This window comes from Prosthecobacter sp., from assembly GCF_044227185.1.
GTDB lineage: Bacteria > Verrucomicrobiota > Verrucomicrobiia > Verrucomicrobiales > Verrucomicrobiaceae > Prosthecobacter.
In genome coordinates this window covers 111,102-127,531 of record NZ_JBGAFO010000006.1, presented here as the reverse complement: position 1 = coordinate 127,531, position 16,430 = coordinate 111,102, and the positions used below count along the sequence as shown (strand labels likewise).

Below are 16,430 nucleotides of genomic sequence, written 5' to 3'. Positions count from 1 at the left end.
ATTCTTTTCCCTCAGCGCATGCACCTCATCTTCCGCACTTCTTTCCTCTTCATTGCAGCCGCGGCAGCCCTGCTTCTTTCTTCCTGCGCCAAAGTCACCTTCCACACGGACTCCACGCTCAAGAAGAAGACGGGACTCAAATTTTACACGTCCAAGCCTTACCTCCTGGTCTCCTACACTGGCAGCAAGGACAACCCCATCAAGATCGAAACCATCAATCTCCCCGATCTGAAACACCCCACTTATGCCGTGTATCACACCGGCTGGGGCAGCCACGTTTTCAATGTCGGCGTGAACCCCAACGGCACCCTCAGCACCTACGGCCAGACCGCTGACTCCAAGGGCCCTGAAACCCTCACCGCACTGGGCAATCTCCTCAGCTCCGCCGGCAGCGGCTTCAGCAACTTCGCCACCGGCCTCGGCACGCTGAACAAACAATCCGCCGCCCACGATGCCGCGACCCAGGCCGTGCGTGATGCCAACGCCATTCTCTCGGGCATCGCCAATAAATCTTCTGCCGATATTCAGCCCTTCACATCCCTGCAGGCCGTGGCCGCCACCACAGTCCAGACCCTCGGCAAGGTGGCCGCCGCCATCCCCTCCAACCCCAAAGGCCAGATAGCCCCCCTGGAGGGTGCCAAGGCCGCCCTCGCCGCGGCGCAGGTCCCCGACTCCGCGACTTCCGACAAAGCAAACTCCCTCAAGTCGGACGTGGCACGCGCCATGGCCCTTATCGGCAGCGCGATCGACACCTTGAAGAAGGCGGATGCCGAGCCGCCCGCCAAGCCTGACTTCAAACTCTACGAGTTCATCATCGAAAATGACACCACCGTGCTGCGTGAGGTCAGCACGGCGGCTGCGCTGAAAATTCTCCCTCCGCCCTTCAATGGCAAATAGCAAAAAATCCGGACCTCCGCGCCGCACCACGCCAGCGCCACCCCCGCCCTCCAGGAGCGGGGCGCGCGGGCGCCGAGGTCGTACCGCCGCCACACCGCGCCGGGTGAAGCCGAAGTCAAAACCCCTGCCGCCGGCAAAACGTGGCCCCCGTGCAAAACCAGCCTCAAAGCATGAGCCAAAGGCAAAACGATCTTCAAAAACCAGGCAGGCGCCGGTGGCGAAATCAAAGCGCCGCATGACGAAACCTGCACCGCGGCACGCCGCCCAGTCCCGCAGCCGGGCGGTCACACGCGCCCGGCGTCATCAGGCTGCGCGCAAAAGTGCCGACCGCCGCCTTCATCGCCTGCCCAACGTGGTCGGCTCCTGCTTCGGCATCAAGCACACCGCCGGCGTCAGCACCGGGCGGCTCAGTTACACGCTCCTCGTCAGCCAGAAGGTGCCCGATCACGGTCTGGCTCCCGCACACCGCATCCCCGCCACCGTCACACGCCTCGGCAGGCGCATGCCCACGGATGTGCGCGTCATCGGCACCCTGCGCCGTGAATCCGGCTTTGCCATCGATGATGGCACTCAGCTCGGCACCATCGGCGCCTTCGCGCGTCGTGCGGACGGCTCGCTCTTCGCCCTCACCTGCGCCCATTGCATTCCCGGTGGCGATGGCGACATCCACACCCCCGCCAGTCTTCGCGTCGAATTCCCCGACCGCTTCGGCGCCATCGTGCCGCTGGGCATCAGTGCCGACGCCGAAATCTCCGATGGCACCGGCCTCCAGCCCGAGTTTGGCGAATTTGACGCCGCCATCGCCGAACTCACCGGAAGCCCCGACATCACCGCACCCGCCCTCCTCGACCACGTCCGCAACTGCGCCGATCTCCCCGTCTATGAGCCCCCGCCCGGACGCACCCCAGAGGAACTGGCTGACCTCCTCAACTTCACCACCGTCCAGGGCTGGGGTGCCGCCTCCAACAGAGTGCTCCTTGGCCAGATCATCGGCGTCATGGTCACTTTCGAAGGCCACTTTTTTGATCTCATGATCAGCGCCCTCGACGGCCAGGGTCTCACCACCGTGGGCGACTCCGGCCTCGTCTGGACCGGCCCGCTCGGCAAGGCCTACGGCATTCACATGGCCGGAGACGGCCCCATTGACTCCCCCAGCCCCAACACCTTCGCCTGCTTCGCCCACCGCGCCACCACCCGCTTTGGCGTCACCCTCCTTGCTCCTTGAACCGGGAGAACTGGTGCCCCCACTCAAAGACACCAAGAAAAAAGCCCGCTGAGCCCTCCCCAATTTTCAGTTCTCAGTTTTCAGTTCCCAGTTTTCAGTCCGTCCGCGCCTCCTTCTTTCACGGCCGCACGCGAAACTCCACCGGCGGCTCCTTTTATAAGGTCCGCCAAACTCTTGTTGTAGGCCTCCACATATCTCGCGACGAGGCCGTTCACCTGCGACTGCCCGAAATTTCGGACATAGTCAGTGCCGAGCGGCACCACTTTAAATTCCTCCTCAGCACCGCGGTCCCGACCCCACATCCCCGTGCTGCTCGCCTTTCTAAAATCCTTCGCCAGAAACGAGACCAGGGCATCCTCGGAAGGCTCGGCATAGATCAGCGCCAGCACCTGCTCCTCCGCCGAAGCCACGGCCAGGCCCTCATCCCCCATGTAGAGCACCGGCAGACGCGCCATCTTCCGCCCCTCCCGAAACTTATAACCAGCCACGAAAGCCAGCGCCAGACCAAGAACAAAAAACAGCGGCATCAACTTTTTCATACTCCACCGCCACCCTATCAGAAACCACCTTCACCGCACAAGAACTTACCCACCGCCCATCGCCTCCGGCTCCCCAAAGCAACTGTAAACCACCGTCAACTCATCAGCCCCCTCTTCACCTCCCCAAACACATCCGTCAGCCGGAAATCCCTCCCCGCATACCGATACGTCAGCCTTTCGTGATCCATCCCCAGCAGGTGCAGCATCGTCGCATGCAGATCATGCAGATGCACCTTGTCCTGCTCCGCCTTGAAGCCCGTCTCATCCGTGCTGCCATACCGGATCCCCGGCTTCGCACCACCGCCCGCCATCCACATCGTGAAGCCCAGGTGATCATGATCGCGGCCGTTGTTCTTGTTCAGCATCGGCGGCCGGCCAAACTCGCCGCCCCACAGCACCAGTGTGTCCTCCAGCAGCCCGCGCTGTTTCAGGTCCGTCAGCAGCGCCGCCACTGGCTGGTCCGTCTCCCGCGCATGCTGCGCATGCCCTTTGAAAATGTCCGTGTGATCATCCCAGAACTCATGGTTCACCTGGATGAAGCGCACCCCCGCCTCCGCAAACCGCCGCGCCATCAGGCACGCCCGGCCGATCTGGTCCGTCACCTTCCCGTCGCCGATCCCATACATCTCCTGCGTCGCCAGGCTTTCTTTGTTCAAATTCATCACCTCCGGCATCTCCCGCTGCATGTTGAAGGCCAGCTCCGCAGACGTGATCAGCCCCTCCAGCGCCTCATTGCTCCCGTCCTGCGCCAGCTTCTGCCGGTTCAGCCCCTGCACCAGATCGAGCTGCCGCCGCTGCGCCTTCACATCCAGCCGCGCATTCTTCATAAACGGAAGCTGAATGTCCTTCAGCGGCGTCGCCGGAAACTCCGGGCTCGCGCCATTCCCGCTGTCCTGGCCGATTGGCGTCCCCCCGCACACCGCCGGCAGAAACGCGCAGCCATGCTTCAGCGGCCCGCCGCCTGAAAACGACGGATTGATCGTCACAAACCCCGGCAGGTTCTGGTTCTCCGTCCCCAGCCCATACACGCACCATGAGCCCACGCTCGGCCGCGTGAAGGCAAAGCTCCCCGTGTTCATCTGCAAAATCGCCTGCGGATGCGCATTGTGGTCCGTGTGCATCGAATTGATCACGCAAAGATCATCCGCATGCCGCGCGATGTTCGGCAGCAGATCCGAAATCAGCATCCCGCTCTGCCCCCGCGCCCGGAACTCCCATGGCGACTGGTAATACACCGTCGTGCTCCCCTTCGCCGTCGGCACCCCGTGCTGCTTTGTCAGCGCCGGCTTGAAATCAAACGTGTCCACCTGGGAGGGCCCGCCCTGCATAAACAGAAAGATCACCCGCTTCGCCCGCGCCGGAAAATGCGTCCCCCTTGGCACCAGCGCATTCGCCACGCCCGCATCCGCCCCCGGCGCATTCGCACCAAACAAACCGCGCAGCGCCAGCATGCCAAACCCCGCGCTCGAAGCGCTGAGCACCTGACGGCGCGTGGAGACCAGACTCATGCCACACACATACGCACCCATCCCCTCAATCCTGTCTCCCCATTCCCCACCATCCGTCATTCGTCATTCTCCCGCGCGCCAGCGGCATCCCCCGGCGGTGTTTTCAGGCGTGGCATTCGGTGCGTCCGGCGGGCTTGTCACCGCCGATCCACCAGCGTCGTCATTCACGCCACGCGCGCTCGGTCACTTTGTGCCGCGGAGCGCATTTCACCCAAACCGCCTCCGCGCATCGCGCTGTCCTTTCCCACGCCTGATGAGATTCCCATCCGCCTGAAGTGAAGAAGACGTGCGCCGCCCTGCGCGGGCCACGGCCGCTCCTGCCCAAAACCTTATGAAACCCAAAGCAGTCATCCACCGCATGGTCACCCCGAAGCACCTGTGCCCCTGGGGGGTGAAGGCGCTCGATCTCTTGAAGCGGAACGGCTACGAGGTGGAAGACCACCACCTCACCAGCGAAGACGAAAACGAGCGCTACAAAAAGGAGCAGCACGTGGATGAAACGCCGCAGATCTCCATCGGGTCAGAATTCACCGGCGGCTATGATGCGCTGCGCAAGCACCTCGGACTCCCGCCCGACCCCAAGGAAGGGAAGACCTACCAGCCGGTCATCGCGGTTTTTTCCATCACCCTGCTCATGGCCCTGGCGGAGAGCTGGGCGGCCCACAGCCCGCTCATCTCCCTGCGCGTGGCAGGGCAGTTCGTGGCCTTCAGCATGTGCGTCCTCGGCATTTTGAAGCTGCGGGATCTCCAGTCCTTCGCCACCGGCTTTGTGCAGTATGACCTCCTGGCCCGCCGCTACGTGCCCTATGCCTCCGTCTATGCCTTCATCGAGACCCTCGGCGGCGTCTTCATGCTGGCCCACGCGCTCACCTGGCTCGTGGCCCCCACCGTGCTGCTGGCCAGCACCATCGGAGCCATCTCCGTCTTCAAGGCCGTGTACCTCGAAAAGCGCGATCTCAACTGCGCCTGCGTCGGCGGTGGCAGCAAGGTCCCCCTGGGCTTCATCTCCCTCACCGAAAACCTCATGATGATGGCCATGGCCCTCTGGATGCTTTTCAGGTAGCGTTGGTGGAGTGCCGGTAGCGGTCCCGCTCCAGCGCGGCTTAGTCCAGGATTGGCATTGACTCCCCCGGCGGGATTGTTTTTCATCAGGAGAGTCCGCCTGACTGCCTGACATGCCTCGCTTCATCCGCCTGCTTCTCCACTGGCTTGGCCTTGCCGACCACCCCGAACCGTGGGGCGGCCCCGCGGGAGACTGCTTCATTTCAGACAAGGAGGCAACATGCGCCTATTTGCAGAAACGGTTCCCTCCTTACGCCGTCGAGATTCTCAGCAAGGCTTTGGGATTCACGATGGTGGCCACCCTTCGGGGACGCATCTTCATGGTTTCACAAAACTATGTCGAGGAAATTACGGGCAGCCAGGTCGTCAGGCGGGGGAAGGACTTCATCACCTCGGTCTTCCATTCGGCCGTCTGGCAGCGCAAGAAGCGCACCACCATCATCCGCGATCATTCAGACCGCGGTTACTGGATCGCCTCTGACGATCCTCTTCGTGGCTACCGGGAGTATTTCCGCCGCATCACTCCCGAGGAGTTCGCAGCTATGACCTCCCACCTGCCGCGAGATCCCGACGGCTTTCCGATTGCCACTCCTCCTGATGACGACACCCTCCAGAAAGCACGCGGTCTACCACGCATGTGAGGTGCCACTCTCATCTCTCAACGTCCGCATGCGAGATGCAGCAGGGAAACTCTTCCAGTCATGACAAAGCACCCCATCACCACGAGACAGTTCGCGATCTGGTCGGCGTTGATCTCCCTCGCGTTCGCGTTGCTCCTGGTCGTTCCGCCTCTGTTCATCCTTCCGATCTATGCAGCCAACTTCGTCATCATGCCGCGCCCGATCCCCAGGCAGCCTGTCACGCTCAGGCACCTGCTCGTTGCGCTGGCCCTTCTGGGCCTTGCTGCGGCATTGATCGCGTGGCTTGTCACGCATCCCAGCCCGGAGAGAGAAGCATGGGAGCGTTCATTCTCCGCTGTCTTCAGAAGCCCGGCGTTCGCTGCCCCGTTATGGCTTTGTTTCTTGTATCTTGGCTATCGACGCTGGCGGGGGAAGACGCCTGAGCAAAGAGAACTCCGCCAGGAACCTGACCCGCCATGAAGACGCTCCTCATCCTGTGTTTCCTCACAGTCGCCTCAGCCATCTCCGCCTTTGCGGGAGAGCTCGATTTCTCCAGCATGGAAAATGGCGACCGGGTGGAAATCACTCTTCATTCAACGGGCTGCTTTCACAACATCACCTTATGGTATGAAATCAAAAAAAGTGAGGACACCTGCTTTTTCACCCAATATGCCATCACCTGGGACCACAGTGTGCCGGCAAAGATGGTCGAAAAAAAGGCCATCGGAAAACTGAATCTCACTCAAAGTGACATTACCGGTCTCGATGAGCTTCTCAGGTATTATCGCGGCAAGAAATCGATAGGCTCCACCACCTACGATTTGCTGCGGGTGGAATATTATGAAGGCGGCAGGCTCATCAAAGTCGAACACTTGGATGATGCATCGGGAGGCGCTGCTCTGCGGGAGAAGCCGGATGCCCTCAGCTTTGACACGTTAACCGCACGGTTCAAGCCGTGAACGCTCCCCTCGTTGCATCCGGCTCCAGCCCAGGAGCGGTCGTGCTGGCACTGCTCGCCCTTCTTTTCATCGGCTTCGTTCATCTTCTTCACCAGCGGCTCAGCCCGCTCCGCAGGCTCGCACGCTTTCGCGTGCCGGCAGCACCCGGCATCCGCTTCCACCGCCTCCCCTACGCCGCTCTGGGAGACAGCCCTTCCACCAGGACGTGGTATCGCTACACCCTCTCCTTCGCCATCGACTCCGGCTCCGACTGGATATACCTGCGTCAGTCCCTCCTCCCCTTTGTGCCTACCTTCTGGCGCCTGCCGCGAAAACAAATCCACCTCTGCCAGCACCCCGTCTGGACCCTCCGCATTTCCGCCGCCGACCCGCCGCTCCACGCTGATTTTGGCCCGTCCTTCGTTGCCGCGCTGATGCAATCCAAAAGATAAATCTGCAAGCCCTATTCTCCGCCCTCGATCCTCGACGGGACGCAGGAATAGAGCGTGTCATGCGGTTCAATCTCTTTGAGCACCAGCCGCATGCAATCTTCCACGGACCGGTGTGTGGTGTTCAGCAGCAGGTCAGGTGCCGGGGGTTCTTCAAAGGCTAGATCCCGGCCGGCAAAATGTGTGATCTCCCCCGACGCAGCCCGTGCATACAATCCCTTCGGGTCTCGGGACGCGCAGGTGGTGAAGTCGCATTGGACGTAGATCTCCTTGAAACCGCGCCCTCCTGCGATCTCGCGCGCCAGACGGCGCATGTTGTCATGGGGAGTCATCAGGGCCACGAGAACGACAAGATCTTCGCCCCCCCTTTCGCAAAGCCATTTTGCGAATTCCGCGGCACGACGAACGTTTTCGATCCTGTCTGCCGCTGAAAAGCCCAGATCGCGGCACAGCCCCCGTCGAAGATCGTCGCCATCGATCACGAAAGCCGCGCGGCCTTCGTCTTTCAAAGCTTTCGCAGTTGCTTCGGCGATGGTTGACTTGCCTGCACCGGAGAGTCCGTAAAGCCAGAATACCTGCGCGGTACGCCTGCGCCTGCCATTAACCGCCAGAAGTTGCGTTTGCATAGACTTTGATGAGGGAGCTTACCAGCGGATCCATACCGCCTGGCAACCGGAAAACAAGACCCGCCAGCCACGCTTATGTGAGCGCTTGGGACGCACGGTGTGCTGCACTGGATGAGAATCCGCGACCACCCAGCTCTCCCCGAAGAGTTCCAGCATGGCTCCGAAGCCGCGGGCAACCGACTGTGGAACAGCCCGTGGCCTGCACCCAGATCAGAGATCATGCGGCGCGGCTGAAAAACAGATGGTGCGTAAGTGACGTGAGGATTCTGGCCGGAGGCAGCCTTTCATGCTCCTCCACCTGATCTTCCGGACTGGCAAGCACGAGCCGCTCCCGCCGGGGCGCGCCAGCCGGAGCCGCGGCGGGCGCGGGCGGTGCAGCGGGAAGCAGCAGCGCACCCCCTTCCTTTAGCAGCGGAGACTGGTGGCGCACGAGGCTGGCGATCTGGGTGGAGACGGCGCCCAGGGTGTGCGGCTGGCCGTACACTTCGTGCTTGAGAAGCGTGGTTTGCAAACGGTGGAGGTGCGGCTTCACCAGCTCAGGCCACAGGACGTGCCCAGGACGCAGGAGAGGCATCATGGGAGTGGCAAATGTGCTCGTGATGAGCAGCGCCACCGCGGAAGCGCCGCTCTCTGAACCCCGCGCGGCATAGATGACGGCGGCGAAGCGCTGCCTGCCACCGTCCGAAGAAGGCAGAAGGAGATTTTGACCCAGAAAAACGATTCCACCCCGCACAGGTGCGGGCTCGACGAGTGTGTGTAGTGAAGCAATCATGGCGCAAAGAGAAGAAGACGCCGGCGTGTTTTTCCGGTGTGAAAAGGAAATGGACGCATTTGCCCCCTGCCCCCCCGGCGCGCTGTACTCCCGGGAGCCGCGCCAGCTCTTTTGCGAATGACGGCAGTACGGTGACCGGCCTTTTGACTTCGCGATTTCTCCAGAAAATTCCGTGGCCGTTTTCTTTAATCAGCATCTCCCCACGAGCAGGCCCCATCATGCTTGATTCCCGGGCATCTCCTTCCATCATGACCTTTCGATCACAATGTCCCTGCTACGCCCCCTCCCTATAAACCCCTGTGCCGATCGCGGCAAAGAAGCCGATCTGGCGGCGGGCTTGCAGGATTTTCAGTGACCGCATCCCCATGACACACAATCTTTTTGACGAACACTCCCGCGATCATGGACAGTCTCAGTCCCGGGCGCTTCAAGCAGAGCAGAAGGTGTTTGGCGGACGCTTTGTGCTGCAGCGGCATCTGGGCCAGGGCGGCATGGGCCAGGTGTGGCTGGCGCATGACACGGCGCTGGAACAGCCACGGGCGCTGAAGTTTGTGCTCCCCGCCCTGCTCACGGACGCCAGCGCGCGCAAGCGCCTGCGCAATGAGGCCCGGCTGGGCACGGAGCTGGCGCACCCGCGCATCGTGCGCGTGTTTGACTTTGTGGAGGAGGCAGGCGGCGAGCCGCTGGCCGCAGTGGTGATGGAGTGCGTGGAGGGGCGCACGCTCTCCGACCTGCTGGCGGAAAAAGAGTCGGGTTTTTTCGAGCCGGAGGAGATCGAATCCTGGGTGCGCGATGTGGTGGAAGGCCTGCGCTACGCGCATGAGGAGAAGCAGCGCTTTCACCTGGACCTCAAGCCAGGAAACATCATCGTGGAGACTGCCACCGGCCGCGCGAAGCTGCTGGACTTCGGCATCTCCCGCTCCGCGAAGGACACCATCACGCGGCTGACAGGCCAGGTGAGCAGCGGCACCCTGCCCTACATGAGCCCGCAGCAGCTCGACGGTGAAGCCCCCGCCGCCGCGGACGATGTGTACGGCCTGGGCGCCACCGTCTATGAACTCCTCACCGGCACCCCGCCCTTTTTCCGCGGCAAGCTGGACGACCAGATCCGCACCAAGGTGCCGGAGTCCATCATGGAACGGCGCCGGCAGAATGCGAAGGAGGGGCTGAATGCAGGGATTGGGGAGGAAGTCTCTGCCGCCGTTTGCAGCTATGTATCCTTACTTTTGGAGAAATTGCCCTGCCATAGAAAAGAATTGGCAGCAATGAAGGATTGGACGGGTTCAAACTGCGCTCCTCACCAAGCAGGTACATTGAACCATTCTACAACCATCAGCTTGCCTGATCAGAATACCCCAAACTCTTCCCCATCTTCGATCTCGAAGAGATCACCGTCTTTTTTCAAAAGAATCTCACCGCTCCCTGCAGCACTCATAACAGGTGCGAACGCGGTGGCAGTCATTTCATTAAATTCAAATCCAAAAGCAGGAGCGGATGTTGTAGCCGTTTCGTTGATTACATGCGCATGGATCAGTGCAGGCTTAACATTGGGATATATGACCGTTTCTCGTTGCAAGCAATGGGGCGGGCGCTGGCGCTACGCGACACGTGCAATTTATGCGACTGCCGCAACGGGCTTTTTGGTGACACTCGTTTTCGCTCTGCAAAATTTGGAAACGCCTTCGGCTGCATTGGCAGGTCCAATTTGTTTTTCAAGCATCGGCGCTGGTGTCGCCAGCCTTGCAGTTTGGATCGTGCGCTATTTCTCACGCACCAAGGATTAAACTCCTCCCTTCAGGAAACTGAGTATTGTTCCGTGATCCAATCAAGACATAGCGTTCGAATGCCAGATTGATTTCAATCGAGCAAAAGGAACAAGTGTACCTTAGTTCAGCTCAGAGGACTGATCTGGGTACTTTGCTCGCCCACCCCATGCACCCGCAAAAAAAGCGGCCTTTTCAGGCCGCTTTTTCATGATGCGTGAGGGCTGGCTTTTCCGCGGAGGTCAGCGGCAGGTGCCCCAGGTGAAGGTGGGGCGGTAGGTGGTGTGCGGAAACTCCAGCTCCACCTTCCAGCCGTCGGGAATGATGTGGTCAAAGCCGGTGTCGGTGAAGTTTTTGGAGCCGCCTGAGTTCCAGCCGGAGCCTTCCCAGCGGATGGCCTTGGTGAGCTCGCGGCGGTAGGTGCTGCCGCTCTGGTGCAGGGTGACGATGACCCGGCTGGGGCTGATGTGGTTGACTCCGCCGAGGGTGAGGCGCACGCCGCGGTGATCGTCCCAGAGGATGCCTTTCACGTAGTCTTTCTCGGAGAGGGAAAGGGTGGCCTTGCCGAGGTTGGCCGCGTAGTCGGCGGCGCGGATGGTGGCGCTGTAGTCGATGGTGGCGTCGTCGCGCATCTGCTCGCTGATGAGGGAGACCTGGATGGTTTCGATGTCGTCAAAGTTTTCGCCAGGCTGGTAGTCGCTCTGCGGCCGGTAGCCGAAGTGGAGGGTGGCTCCCGGAGCCCAGGAGGCGCAGTAGTGCACGCGGGTGATGTGCTTGCGCTCGGCATCCAGGCGGCTGACGCGAAGGAGGCAGTTGGTGAGGGTGGTCGTAGTGTCGTTGGTCAGGGTGAGGTGGTCGCCAAAGAAGGTGCCGTTCATGGAGCAGTGGTAGTTGTGCCCCAGAAAGGAATATTCCTTGCTGCGGCGGCGCTCCAGCTCCTTGAGCCCGCCCCGGGCCAGGGAGACGCGGGCACGCGTGCCGGCGTCTCCGGTGAGCAGGGCGCGCACCTGCTCCGTCTTCATGCCGGCGACGCTGCGGCCGTTGACTTCGAGGATGGTGTCTCCCGCGCTGATGCCGGCGGCCTGCGCCGGGGAGCCGGGGACGATCTGTTTGATCGTGGTATTTTCCAGCACCATGCCCACAAAGCCGCGATGGCTGACGCTGCCGGCCATGCTTTGATCATAGGCGGTGTGCAGGTGCACGGCCGCCTGGCGGAGCTGCCCCTGGGCTGCCCGGTATTCACGGCGCAGGCCGGAGAGGTCTGACTCCGCGGCGATGCGGTCCCAGAGTCCCTTGGCGGCGGTGATGGTGTTGAGGGCATTGTCCAGATTCTGGGCGCTGGTGGAATGCTCGGAGTCGTGATTGAGCCCCTGCACCAGCCCCACGCCGTCTGAGAAGGTCTTGAGGTTGCCGGGCTTCGACTGCTCGATCTGCATCATGCGCTGCAGCAGGTGGCCGCATTTTTCAGCAGCGGGCTGCACCTCCCGCCAGGCGGCGGCGACTGCGGGCTGGGAGGGTGGCTGCTGCAGGGCATCCAGAAGATGACGAATGCGGGTGACCTCGCTGTCGAGATCGCGCGAGTCGCCGAGCATGGAGTCGCTGGTGGCGTAGGCGGGCTCGGCCGCGCGGCGCACCATTTGCAGGAGCGCGGTGGGCATGGCCGCGGCGGTGTCTGCGGCGGCGCATGGGAGAAGTGAGGCGCCCGCGAGCACCCCGGCCAGGAGGAGGGGACGAATGAGTGTGGAGTGGAACATAGGAGTGGTGTGTTGTGTCTCTGTTTGTTGATGTGTGTGCGTCAGTTTGTTTTTGCGTCTCGGCGGGAATGGCAGGCCGCCAGCCCGCGCCGCTGCTGGAAAGAAATGCGGCGCGCCGTTTTCCGGGATCTGCCCGGTTTTTTTGGAGTTCCGGCTCCCGCCTGCCCCACCTCCCCCGCCGGCGAGGCATGCGCCATGCGTTTGAGTCTGTGAATTTTTTGAAGGATTCCGCGCCGGAAAAACTTCCCGCTGGCCTCTTTAAAGGCAGACGCTAAACATTCCGCCGCTCTGCCCGCGCCACTTTTTCCTAGTCATGTCTCACGACCCATTCCTCCAGCATTCCCAGGACCGCGGAGGTCCGCAGATGCCGCAGTTGCAGACAGGGCAGCGTTTATTCAACGGCCGCTACGAGCTGCTGCGCATGCTGGGCGCCGGCGGCATGGGCGTGGTGTGGCTGGCGCGGGACCGTACGGAGGAACTGGATGTGGCGCTGAAGTTTCTCCCGTCCGTGCTGGTGCTGCAGGAGGGTGAGATGAAACGCCTGCGCGAGGAAGTGCGCGCGGGCAAAGAACTGCGCCACCCACGGCTGGTGGCCACCTATGGCATGGAGGTGGAAAACGGCATCGCCGCCATCATCATGGAGTTTGTGCCGGGGCAGACGCTGAAGGAGAAGCTGGAGACGCAGGAGCGCGGCTTCTTTGAGCCCGCTGAAATTGCTTCCTGGGTGAAGGATGCGGGCAGCGCCATCGAGTACCTGCACGGTGAGGCAAAGCGCATCCACCGCGATCTGAAGCCCGCCAACATCATCGTGGATGCTCAAGGCCGCGCGCGCCTCATGGACTTCGGCATCAGCCGCCGCATCGAGGAAAGCGTGACGCGCCACAGCAAGACGGGCCATGGGCAGGCCGCCGCCAGCAGCGCCACGCTGGCCTACGCCAGCCCGCAGCAACTGGCGGGAAAATCGGCCGCGCCTGCGGATGATCTCTACAGCCTGGGCGCCGTGCTCTACGAGCTGCTCACGGGCACACCGCCGTTTTACCGGGGCGATGCTGATTTGGTGCGCGGGCAGATCAAGCATGAGCCGGTGACGCCCATGATGGAGCGCCGGCACGAGCTGATGAATGAGGGCATCAATGCGGACACCGGCCAGCGCGTGCCTGCAGCGGTGGAAAGCACCGTGCTCAGTTGCCTGGCGAAGGAACGCGAGGCGCGGCCTGCGGATGCTGGCAGAGTCGTGGAGGGCTTTTCTTCTTTGCCATCCGGCCAGGAAGAACGCGGCGGCCCCTCTGCCTCTGCGCAGGCACAAGCGCAGGCGGAGTCCGCGCCCGCCCGCGCGGCGGCGGCCGGGAGCGGCGCGTTGGCGGACTTCCTTTTCGAAACGCCGGAGCCCCCTGAGCCCGCGCCTCCGCCCATCGCGGACCCCGTGGAGTCAAACTACGGCGTGTGGCTGGGGCCTGCAGCCGCGCCGCAGAGCCCGCCGGACGATAAACCTGCGCCAACGAAGGCGGCGCCTCTGCCCGAAGCAGCCGTGCCGCAGGCGGATTCTCCCCTGGCTAAAATCCGCCGCGGCAAGGCCGCCACGGCCGAGGAGCGCCGGTGGGGGCCGCCCCCCACGCGGCAGGAGGAAGAGCACCCGCAGCGCTCTCCCTGGCTGCGGGTGGTCACTGCGCTGACGGTCATGACGCTGGCCTCCGCGGCTGTGGCCGGCATCTGGACCCTGTTTGCGAAACACAGGCAGCCGCAGGATACCTCCGCTCTGCTGCATCAGCTCGCAAATGGCAGCGTGGGAAAAACCGCCGAGGTCTCCCTGCCAGGTGGTGTAAAGATCCAGCTCTGCTTCTGCCCGCATGGCAGTTTTACAATGGGCAGCCCTGCGGCGGAAGCCGAACGGACCAACGTCGAAAATCAGGTGAAGGTGAATCTGACACAGGCATTCTGGCTGGCGCGCACAGAGTTCACGCAGGCCCAGTGGCGGGCGATCCTGGGGGCCAATGGAAGTCACTTTAAAGGAGATAACATGCCAGCGGATACCATCAGCTGGGAAGCTGCGCAGGCATGCATCGCCGAGCTTAATGCCAAAGTGCCGCTAAAAGACTGGGTGTGGGCTCTGCCTACTGAGGCGCAATGGGAGTACGGCTGCCGCGCAGGCACGAGCACGCCCTTCAGCTTTGGCGCTGTGCTCAATGGCGAAGAGGCCAACTGCGATGGCACGGTTCCATATGGCACCACCAGCAAGGGGCCATCCCTGCAAAAGACAGCCCCGGTGGGCAGCTACGCCCCAAATGCCTGGGGCCTGCACGACATGCATGGAAACGTGAGCGAATGGTGCGCCGATGCCTACTCGGACGAACTTCTTGGCGGCACGAATCCCACCGGGCCTGACACATCGAGCGCGCGCGTGCATCGTGGTGGATCCTGGGGCAGCAGTGCCTCTCGCTCCCGCTCAGCCAGCCGCTACTGGGCTGTGCCAGAGCACGGCAATAGCCAGGTGGGGTTCCGTCCCGCCCTCGTGCGAAAAGCACAGATCTATACGGAAGATGGCATCACTGTCGAGGTGCGCAAATTCGAGCCGCTGACGCCACGGACTGAGCCCACGGTGCCAAAACCGCCGCCGCCAGCGGTCAACGCCATGTATGAGGTGACGAGCAATGTGGCCGGCGCCGAAGTCTGGGCTGACAAGCAGAAGATCGGCATCACGCCGCTGAAGTTTACGCTGACGCCGGGTGTTCACGATCTCATCGTGCGCTCCCCGGATGGCACCCCGCAGCGTTTCACCGTGAGGGTGAGCAATCAAGGAGTCGCCACGCCTTCGAGCTACCGGGCCGTGTTCCAGGGCGGCGCGGTACAGGTGCAAAGCACGCCGCCCGGGGCGGAGTGCCGCCTCTCGCACCAGCAGGTGTCCCACACGCTGACCACACCGGCCACTTCACCCTCGCTGGCCGCAGGCAGGTGGAGGGCCACCTTCACCCTGCCGGGCTACATCCCCGTGGAAAAAGAGGTGGAGGTCGCCGAAGGAGTGACCGCAGGGATGAGCGTGAGCCTGAATCCCGTCTCTGGCTCCCCGCTGTGGAATTTGACCAAGGATGCACCCTTCATCAACAGCCTGGGCATGAAGTTCGTGCCGGGCGTCCTCTACAAAAGGAAGGACGGCACTGTCTCCCGCAAGGTACACTTCTGCATCTGGGAGACGCGCAGCAAAGACTTCGCCGCCTTTGTGAAAGCCACCGGCCACAATGCGGGCGAAGACTGGCGCACCTATGAGACCCATGGCTGGCCTGTGGGACGTGCCACAGGCGAGGCCGTGGACGTCAGCAACCACCCCGTGGCGAATGTGCGGTATGAAGACGCCACGGCCTTCTGCAAGTGGCTCACGCAGAAAGAGCGCGCCTCGGGCAGCATCGGTCCGGAGGACGAGTATCTCCTGCCCTCAGATGATGACTGGAGCATTGTCGCCGGCCTTGGCGAAAGGGAGGATCCCACCGCCGCCCCCAGGCTCAAGGACGTGAAGGTGAAAGGCATCTACCCATGGGGTCAGAATTTTCCGCCATCCGAACGCGGCGGCAACTATGCCGATGCCTCGTTCAAATCCCGAGTGGGCGGCAATGAAGAAATCGAAAACTACATGGACGGCTACCCCACCACCGCGCCGGTGGGCACCTTCGAGGCCAACTTCCTCGGCCTCTACGACATCGGCGGCAATCTCTGGGAGTGGACCAGCACGCCCTGGGAGCCTGGCAGCCGCAACCACGTGCTGCGCGGCGCCTCGTGGATGAATGCCTCCCCGACCATGCTGCTCTCCTCGTACCGCAGGGCCGATGAGAACACCCTTCACGCCAGCGGCTTCCGCTGCACGCTGAAGGTGGACGCTCCACCGCAGCCGTCGGTGCCAGTGCTTGAAATCACCCTTAGGACAAGTGCAACCAGTTCCCTGGCCTACGACACCAAGACGATCAGCGCCCAGGTGGGCCAGAAGGTGAGGCTGACCTTCGAAAACTCCACCACCCAGGCGCTCTCGCACAATGTCGTGATCGGCAAACTTGGCACCAGGGACAAGATGATGGACATTGCCATGAGCGGCATGACGCTGGTGGACAAAGGCTTCATCCCTGAATCAACCGACATCCTGGCTCACACATCTTTGGTCCAGCCGGGCAAAAGTGAGACTATTGAATTCATCCTGCCCGCCGCGGGCGAGTATCCCTACTTCTGCACCTTTCCCGGCCACGTGGCCATCATGAATGGCGTCATCACTGTGAAATGATCAAGATTTTCCCCGC

General features: G+C 62.3%; 14 protein-coding genes. 9 read left to right on the top strand and 5 right to left on the bottom strand.

The window, feature by feature from the left end:
* The first annotated feature begins 18 nt into the window (after nt 1–18).
* Both ACILSQ_RS15435 and ACILSQ_RS15430 read left to right on the top strand, forming a co-directional pair.
* Nucleotides 19–897 (top strand): hypothetical protein, encoded by an 879-nt coding sequence (locus tag ACILSQ_RS15435; protein ID WP_395744547.1) that lies wholly within the window; start codon nt 19–21, stop codon nt 895–897.
* Between the two features lie 235 nt (nt 898–1,132).
* Complete coding sequence (locus ACILSQ_RS15430; RefSeq protein ID WP_395744546.1) at nt 1,133–2,122, top strand: hypothetical protein; 990 nt, start codon at nt 1,133–1,135, stop codon at nt 2,120–2,122.
* Nucleotides 2,123–2,202: 80 nt separating this feature from the next.
* Here the strand turns inward: ACILSQ_RS15430 and ACILSQ_RS15425 are convergent, their stop codons facing one another.
* Both ACILSQ_RS15425 and ACILSQ_RS15420 read right to left on the bottom strand, forming a co-directional pair.
* Nucleotides 2,203–2,649, bottom strand: coding sequence for a hypothetical protein (locus ACILSQ_RS15425; protein ID WP_395744545.1), 447 nt, complete (start codon nt 2,647–2,649; stop codon nt 2,203–2,205).
* A gap of 107 nt (nt 2,650–2,756) precedes the next feature.
* Nucleotides 2,757–4,169, bottom strand: a complete 1,413-nt coding sequence (locus tag ACILSQ_RS15420) for a DUF1501 domain-containing protein (protein WP_395744544.1) — start codon at nt 4,167–4,169, stop codon at nt 2,757–2,759.
* A 331-nt stretch (nt 4,170–4,500) separates the two neighbouring features.
* On the opposite strand from ACILSQ_RS15420, the gene ACILSQ_RS15415 reads away from it, so the two are divergent.
* The 5 genes from ACILSQ_RS15415 to ACILSQ_RS15395 all read left to right on the top strand — a co-directional run bounded on the left by ACILSQ_RS15415 (nt 4,501) and on the right by ACILSQ_RS15395 (nt 7,241).
* On the top strand, nt 4,501–5,232 hold the full coding sequence (locus ACILSQ_RS15415; RefSeq protein WP_395744543.1) for a MauE/DoxX family redox-associated membrane protein: 732 nt from the start codon (nt 4,501–4,503) through the stop codon (nt 5,230–5,232).
* A gap of 112 nt (nt 5,233–5,344) precedes the next feature.
* Nucleotides 5,345–5,872 carry a hypothetical protein gene (locus ACILSQ_RS15410; RefSeq protein WP_395744542.1) on the top strand — a complete coding sequence of 176 codons (528 nt, stop codon included), beginning with the start codon at nt 5,345–5,347 and terminating at the stop codon, nt 5,870–5,872.
* A 60-nt stretch (nt 5,873–5,932) separates the two neighbouring features.
* Nucleotides 5,933–6,331 carry a hypothetical protein gene (locus tag ACILSQ_RS15405; RefSeq protein ID WP_395744541.1) on the top strand — a complete coding sequence of 133 codons (399 nt, stop codon included), beginning with the start codon at nt 5,933–5,935 and terminating at the stop codon, nt 6,329–6,331.
* Complete coding sequence (locus tag ACILSQ_RS15400) at nt 6,328–6,810, top strand: hypothetical protein (protein WP_395744540.1); 483 nt, start codon at nt 6,328–6,330, stop codon at nt 6,808–6,810. The genes ACILSQ_RS15405 and ACILSQ_RS15400 overlap by 4 nt, the downstream gene beginning before the upstream one ends.
* Nucleotides 6,807–7,241, top strand: a complete 435-nt coding sequence (locus ACILSQ_RS15395; protein ID WP_395744539.1) for a hypothetical protein — start codon at nt 6,807–6,809, stop codon at nt 7,239–7,241. The genes ACILSQ_RS15400 and ACILSQ_RS15395 overlap by 4 nt, the downstream gene beginning before the upstream one ends.
* 11 nt (nt 7,242–7,252) lie before the next feature.
* Here ACILSQ_RS15395 and cysC read toward each other — a convergent pair whose 3' ends face one another.
* Complete coding sequence (gene cysC, locus ACILSQ_RS15390) at nt 7,253–7,864, bottom strand: adenylyl-sulfate kinase (protein ID WP_395744538.1); 612 nt, start codon at nt 7,862–7,864, stop codon at nt 7,253–7,255.
* Nucleotides 7,865–8,081: 217 nt separating this feature from the next.
* Nucleotides 8,082–8,636 (bottom strand): hypothetical protein, encoded by a 555-nt coding sequence (locus ACILSQ_RS15385; protein WP_395744537.1) that lies wholly within the window; start codon nt 8,634–8,636, stop codon nt 8,082–8,084.
* A gap of 365 nt (nt 8,637–9,001) precedes the next feature.
* Between ACILSQ_RS15385 and ACILSQ_RS15380 the strand changes: the two genes are divergently transcribed.
* Nucleotides 9,002–10,420 carry a serine/threonine-protein kinase gene (locus ACILSQ_RS15380; protein WP_395744536.1) on the top strand — a complete coding sequence of 473 codons (1,419 nt, stop codon included), beginning with the start codon at nt 9,002–9,004 and terminating at the stop codon, nt 10,418–10,420.
* Nucleotides 10,421–10,641: 221 nt separating this feature from the next.
* On the opposite strand, the gene ACILSQ_RS15375 is transcribed toward ACILSQ_RS15380, so the two are convergent.
* Nucleotides 10,642–12,153: a PDZ domain-containing protein gene (locus tag ACILSQ_RS15375; protein WP_395744535.1), complete on the bottom strand. Its 1,512-nt coding sequence runs from the start codon at nt 12,151–12,153 to the stop codon at nt 10,642–10,644.
* Between the two features lie 313 nt (nt 12,154–12,466).
* On the opposite strand from ACILSQ_RS15375, the gene ACILSQ_RS15370 reads away from it, so the two are divergent.
* Nucleotides 12,467–16,414: an SUMF1/EgtB/PvdO family nonheme iron enzyme gene (locus ACILSQ_RS15370; protein ID WP_395744534.1), complete on the top strand. Its 3,948-nt coding sequence runs from the start codon at nt 12,467–12,469 to the stop codon at nt 16,412–16,414.
* Nucleotides 16,415–16,430 lie beyond the last annotated feature (16 nt).

Bases quoted from the DNA above. Each gene is read 5' to 3' on its own strand.
- ACILSQ_RS15430 (WP_395744546.1), top strand. From the start codon at position 1,133: ATGACGAAACCTGCACCGCGGCACGCCGCCCAGTCCCGCAGCCGGGCG.
- ACILSQ_RS15380 (WP_395744536.1), top strand. From the start codon at position 9,002: ATGACACACAATCTTTTTGACGAACACTCCCGCGATCATGGACAGTCT.
- cysC (WP_395744538.1), bottom strand. From the start codon at position 7,864: ATGCAAACGCAACTTCTGGCGGTTAATGGCAGGCGCAGGCGTACCGCG.
- ACILSQ_RS15425 (WP_395744545.1), bottom strand. From the start codon at position 2,649: ATGCCGCTGTTTTTTGTTCTTGGTCTGGCGCTGGCTTTCGTGGCTGGT.
- ACILSQ_RS15405 (WP_395744541.1), top strand. From the start codon at position 5,933: ATGACAAAGCACCCCATCACCACGAGACAGTTCGCGATCTGGTCGGCG.
- ACILSQ_RS15435 (WP_395744547.1), top strand. From the start codon at position 19: ATGCACCTCATCTTCCGCACTTCTTTCCTCTTCATTGCAGCCGCGGCA.
- ACILSQ_RS15410 (WP_395744542.1), top strand. From the start codon at position 5,345: ATGCCTCGCTTCATCCGCCTGCTTCTCCACTGGCTTGGCCTTGCCGAC.
- ACILSQ_RS15420 (WP_395744544.1), bottom strand. From the start codon at position 4,169: ATGAGTCTGGTCTCCACGCGCCGTCAGGTGCTCAGCGCTTCGAGCGCG.
- ACILSQ_RS15400 (WP_395744540.1), top strand. From the start codon at position 6,328: ATGAAGACGCTCCTCATCCTGTGTTTCCTCACAGTCGCCTCAGCCATC.
- ACILSQ_RS15415 (WP_395744543.1), top strand. From the start codon at position 4,501: ATGAAACCCAAAGCAGTCATCCACCGCATGGTCACCCCGAAGCACCTG.
- ACILSQ_RS15370 (WP_395744534.1), top strand. From the start codon at position 12,467: ATGTCTCACGACCCATTCCTCCAGCATTCCCAGGACCGCGGAGGTCCG.
- ACILSQ_RS15375 (WP_395744535.1), bottom strand. From the start codon at position 12,153: ATGTTCCACTCCACACTCATTCGTCCCCTCCTCCTGGCCGGGGTGCTC.
- ACILSQ_RS15385 (WP_395744537.1), bottom strand. From the start codon at position 8,636: ATGATTGCTTCACTACACACACTCGTCGAGCCCGCACCTGTGCGGGGT.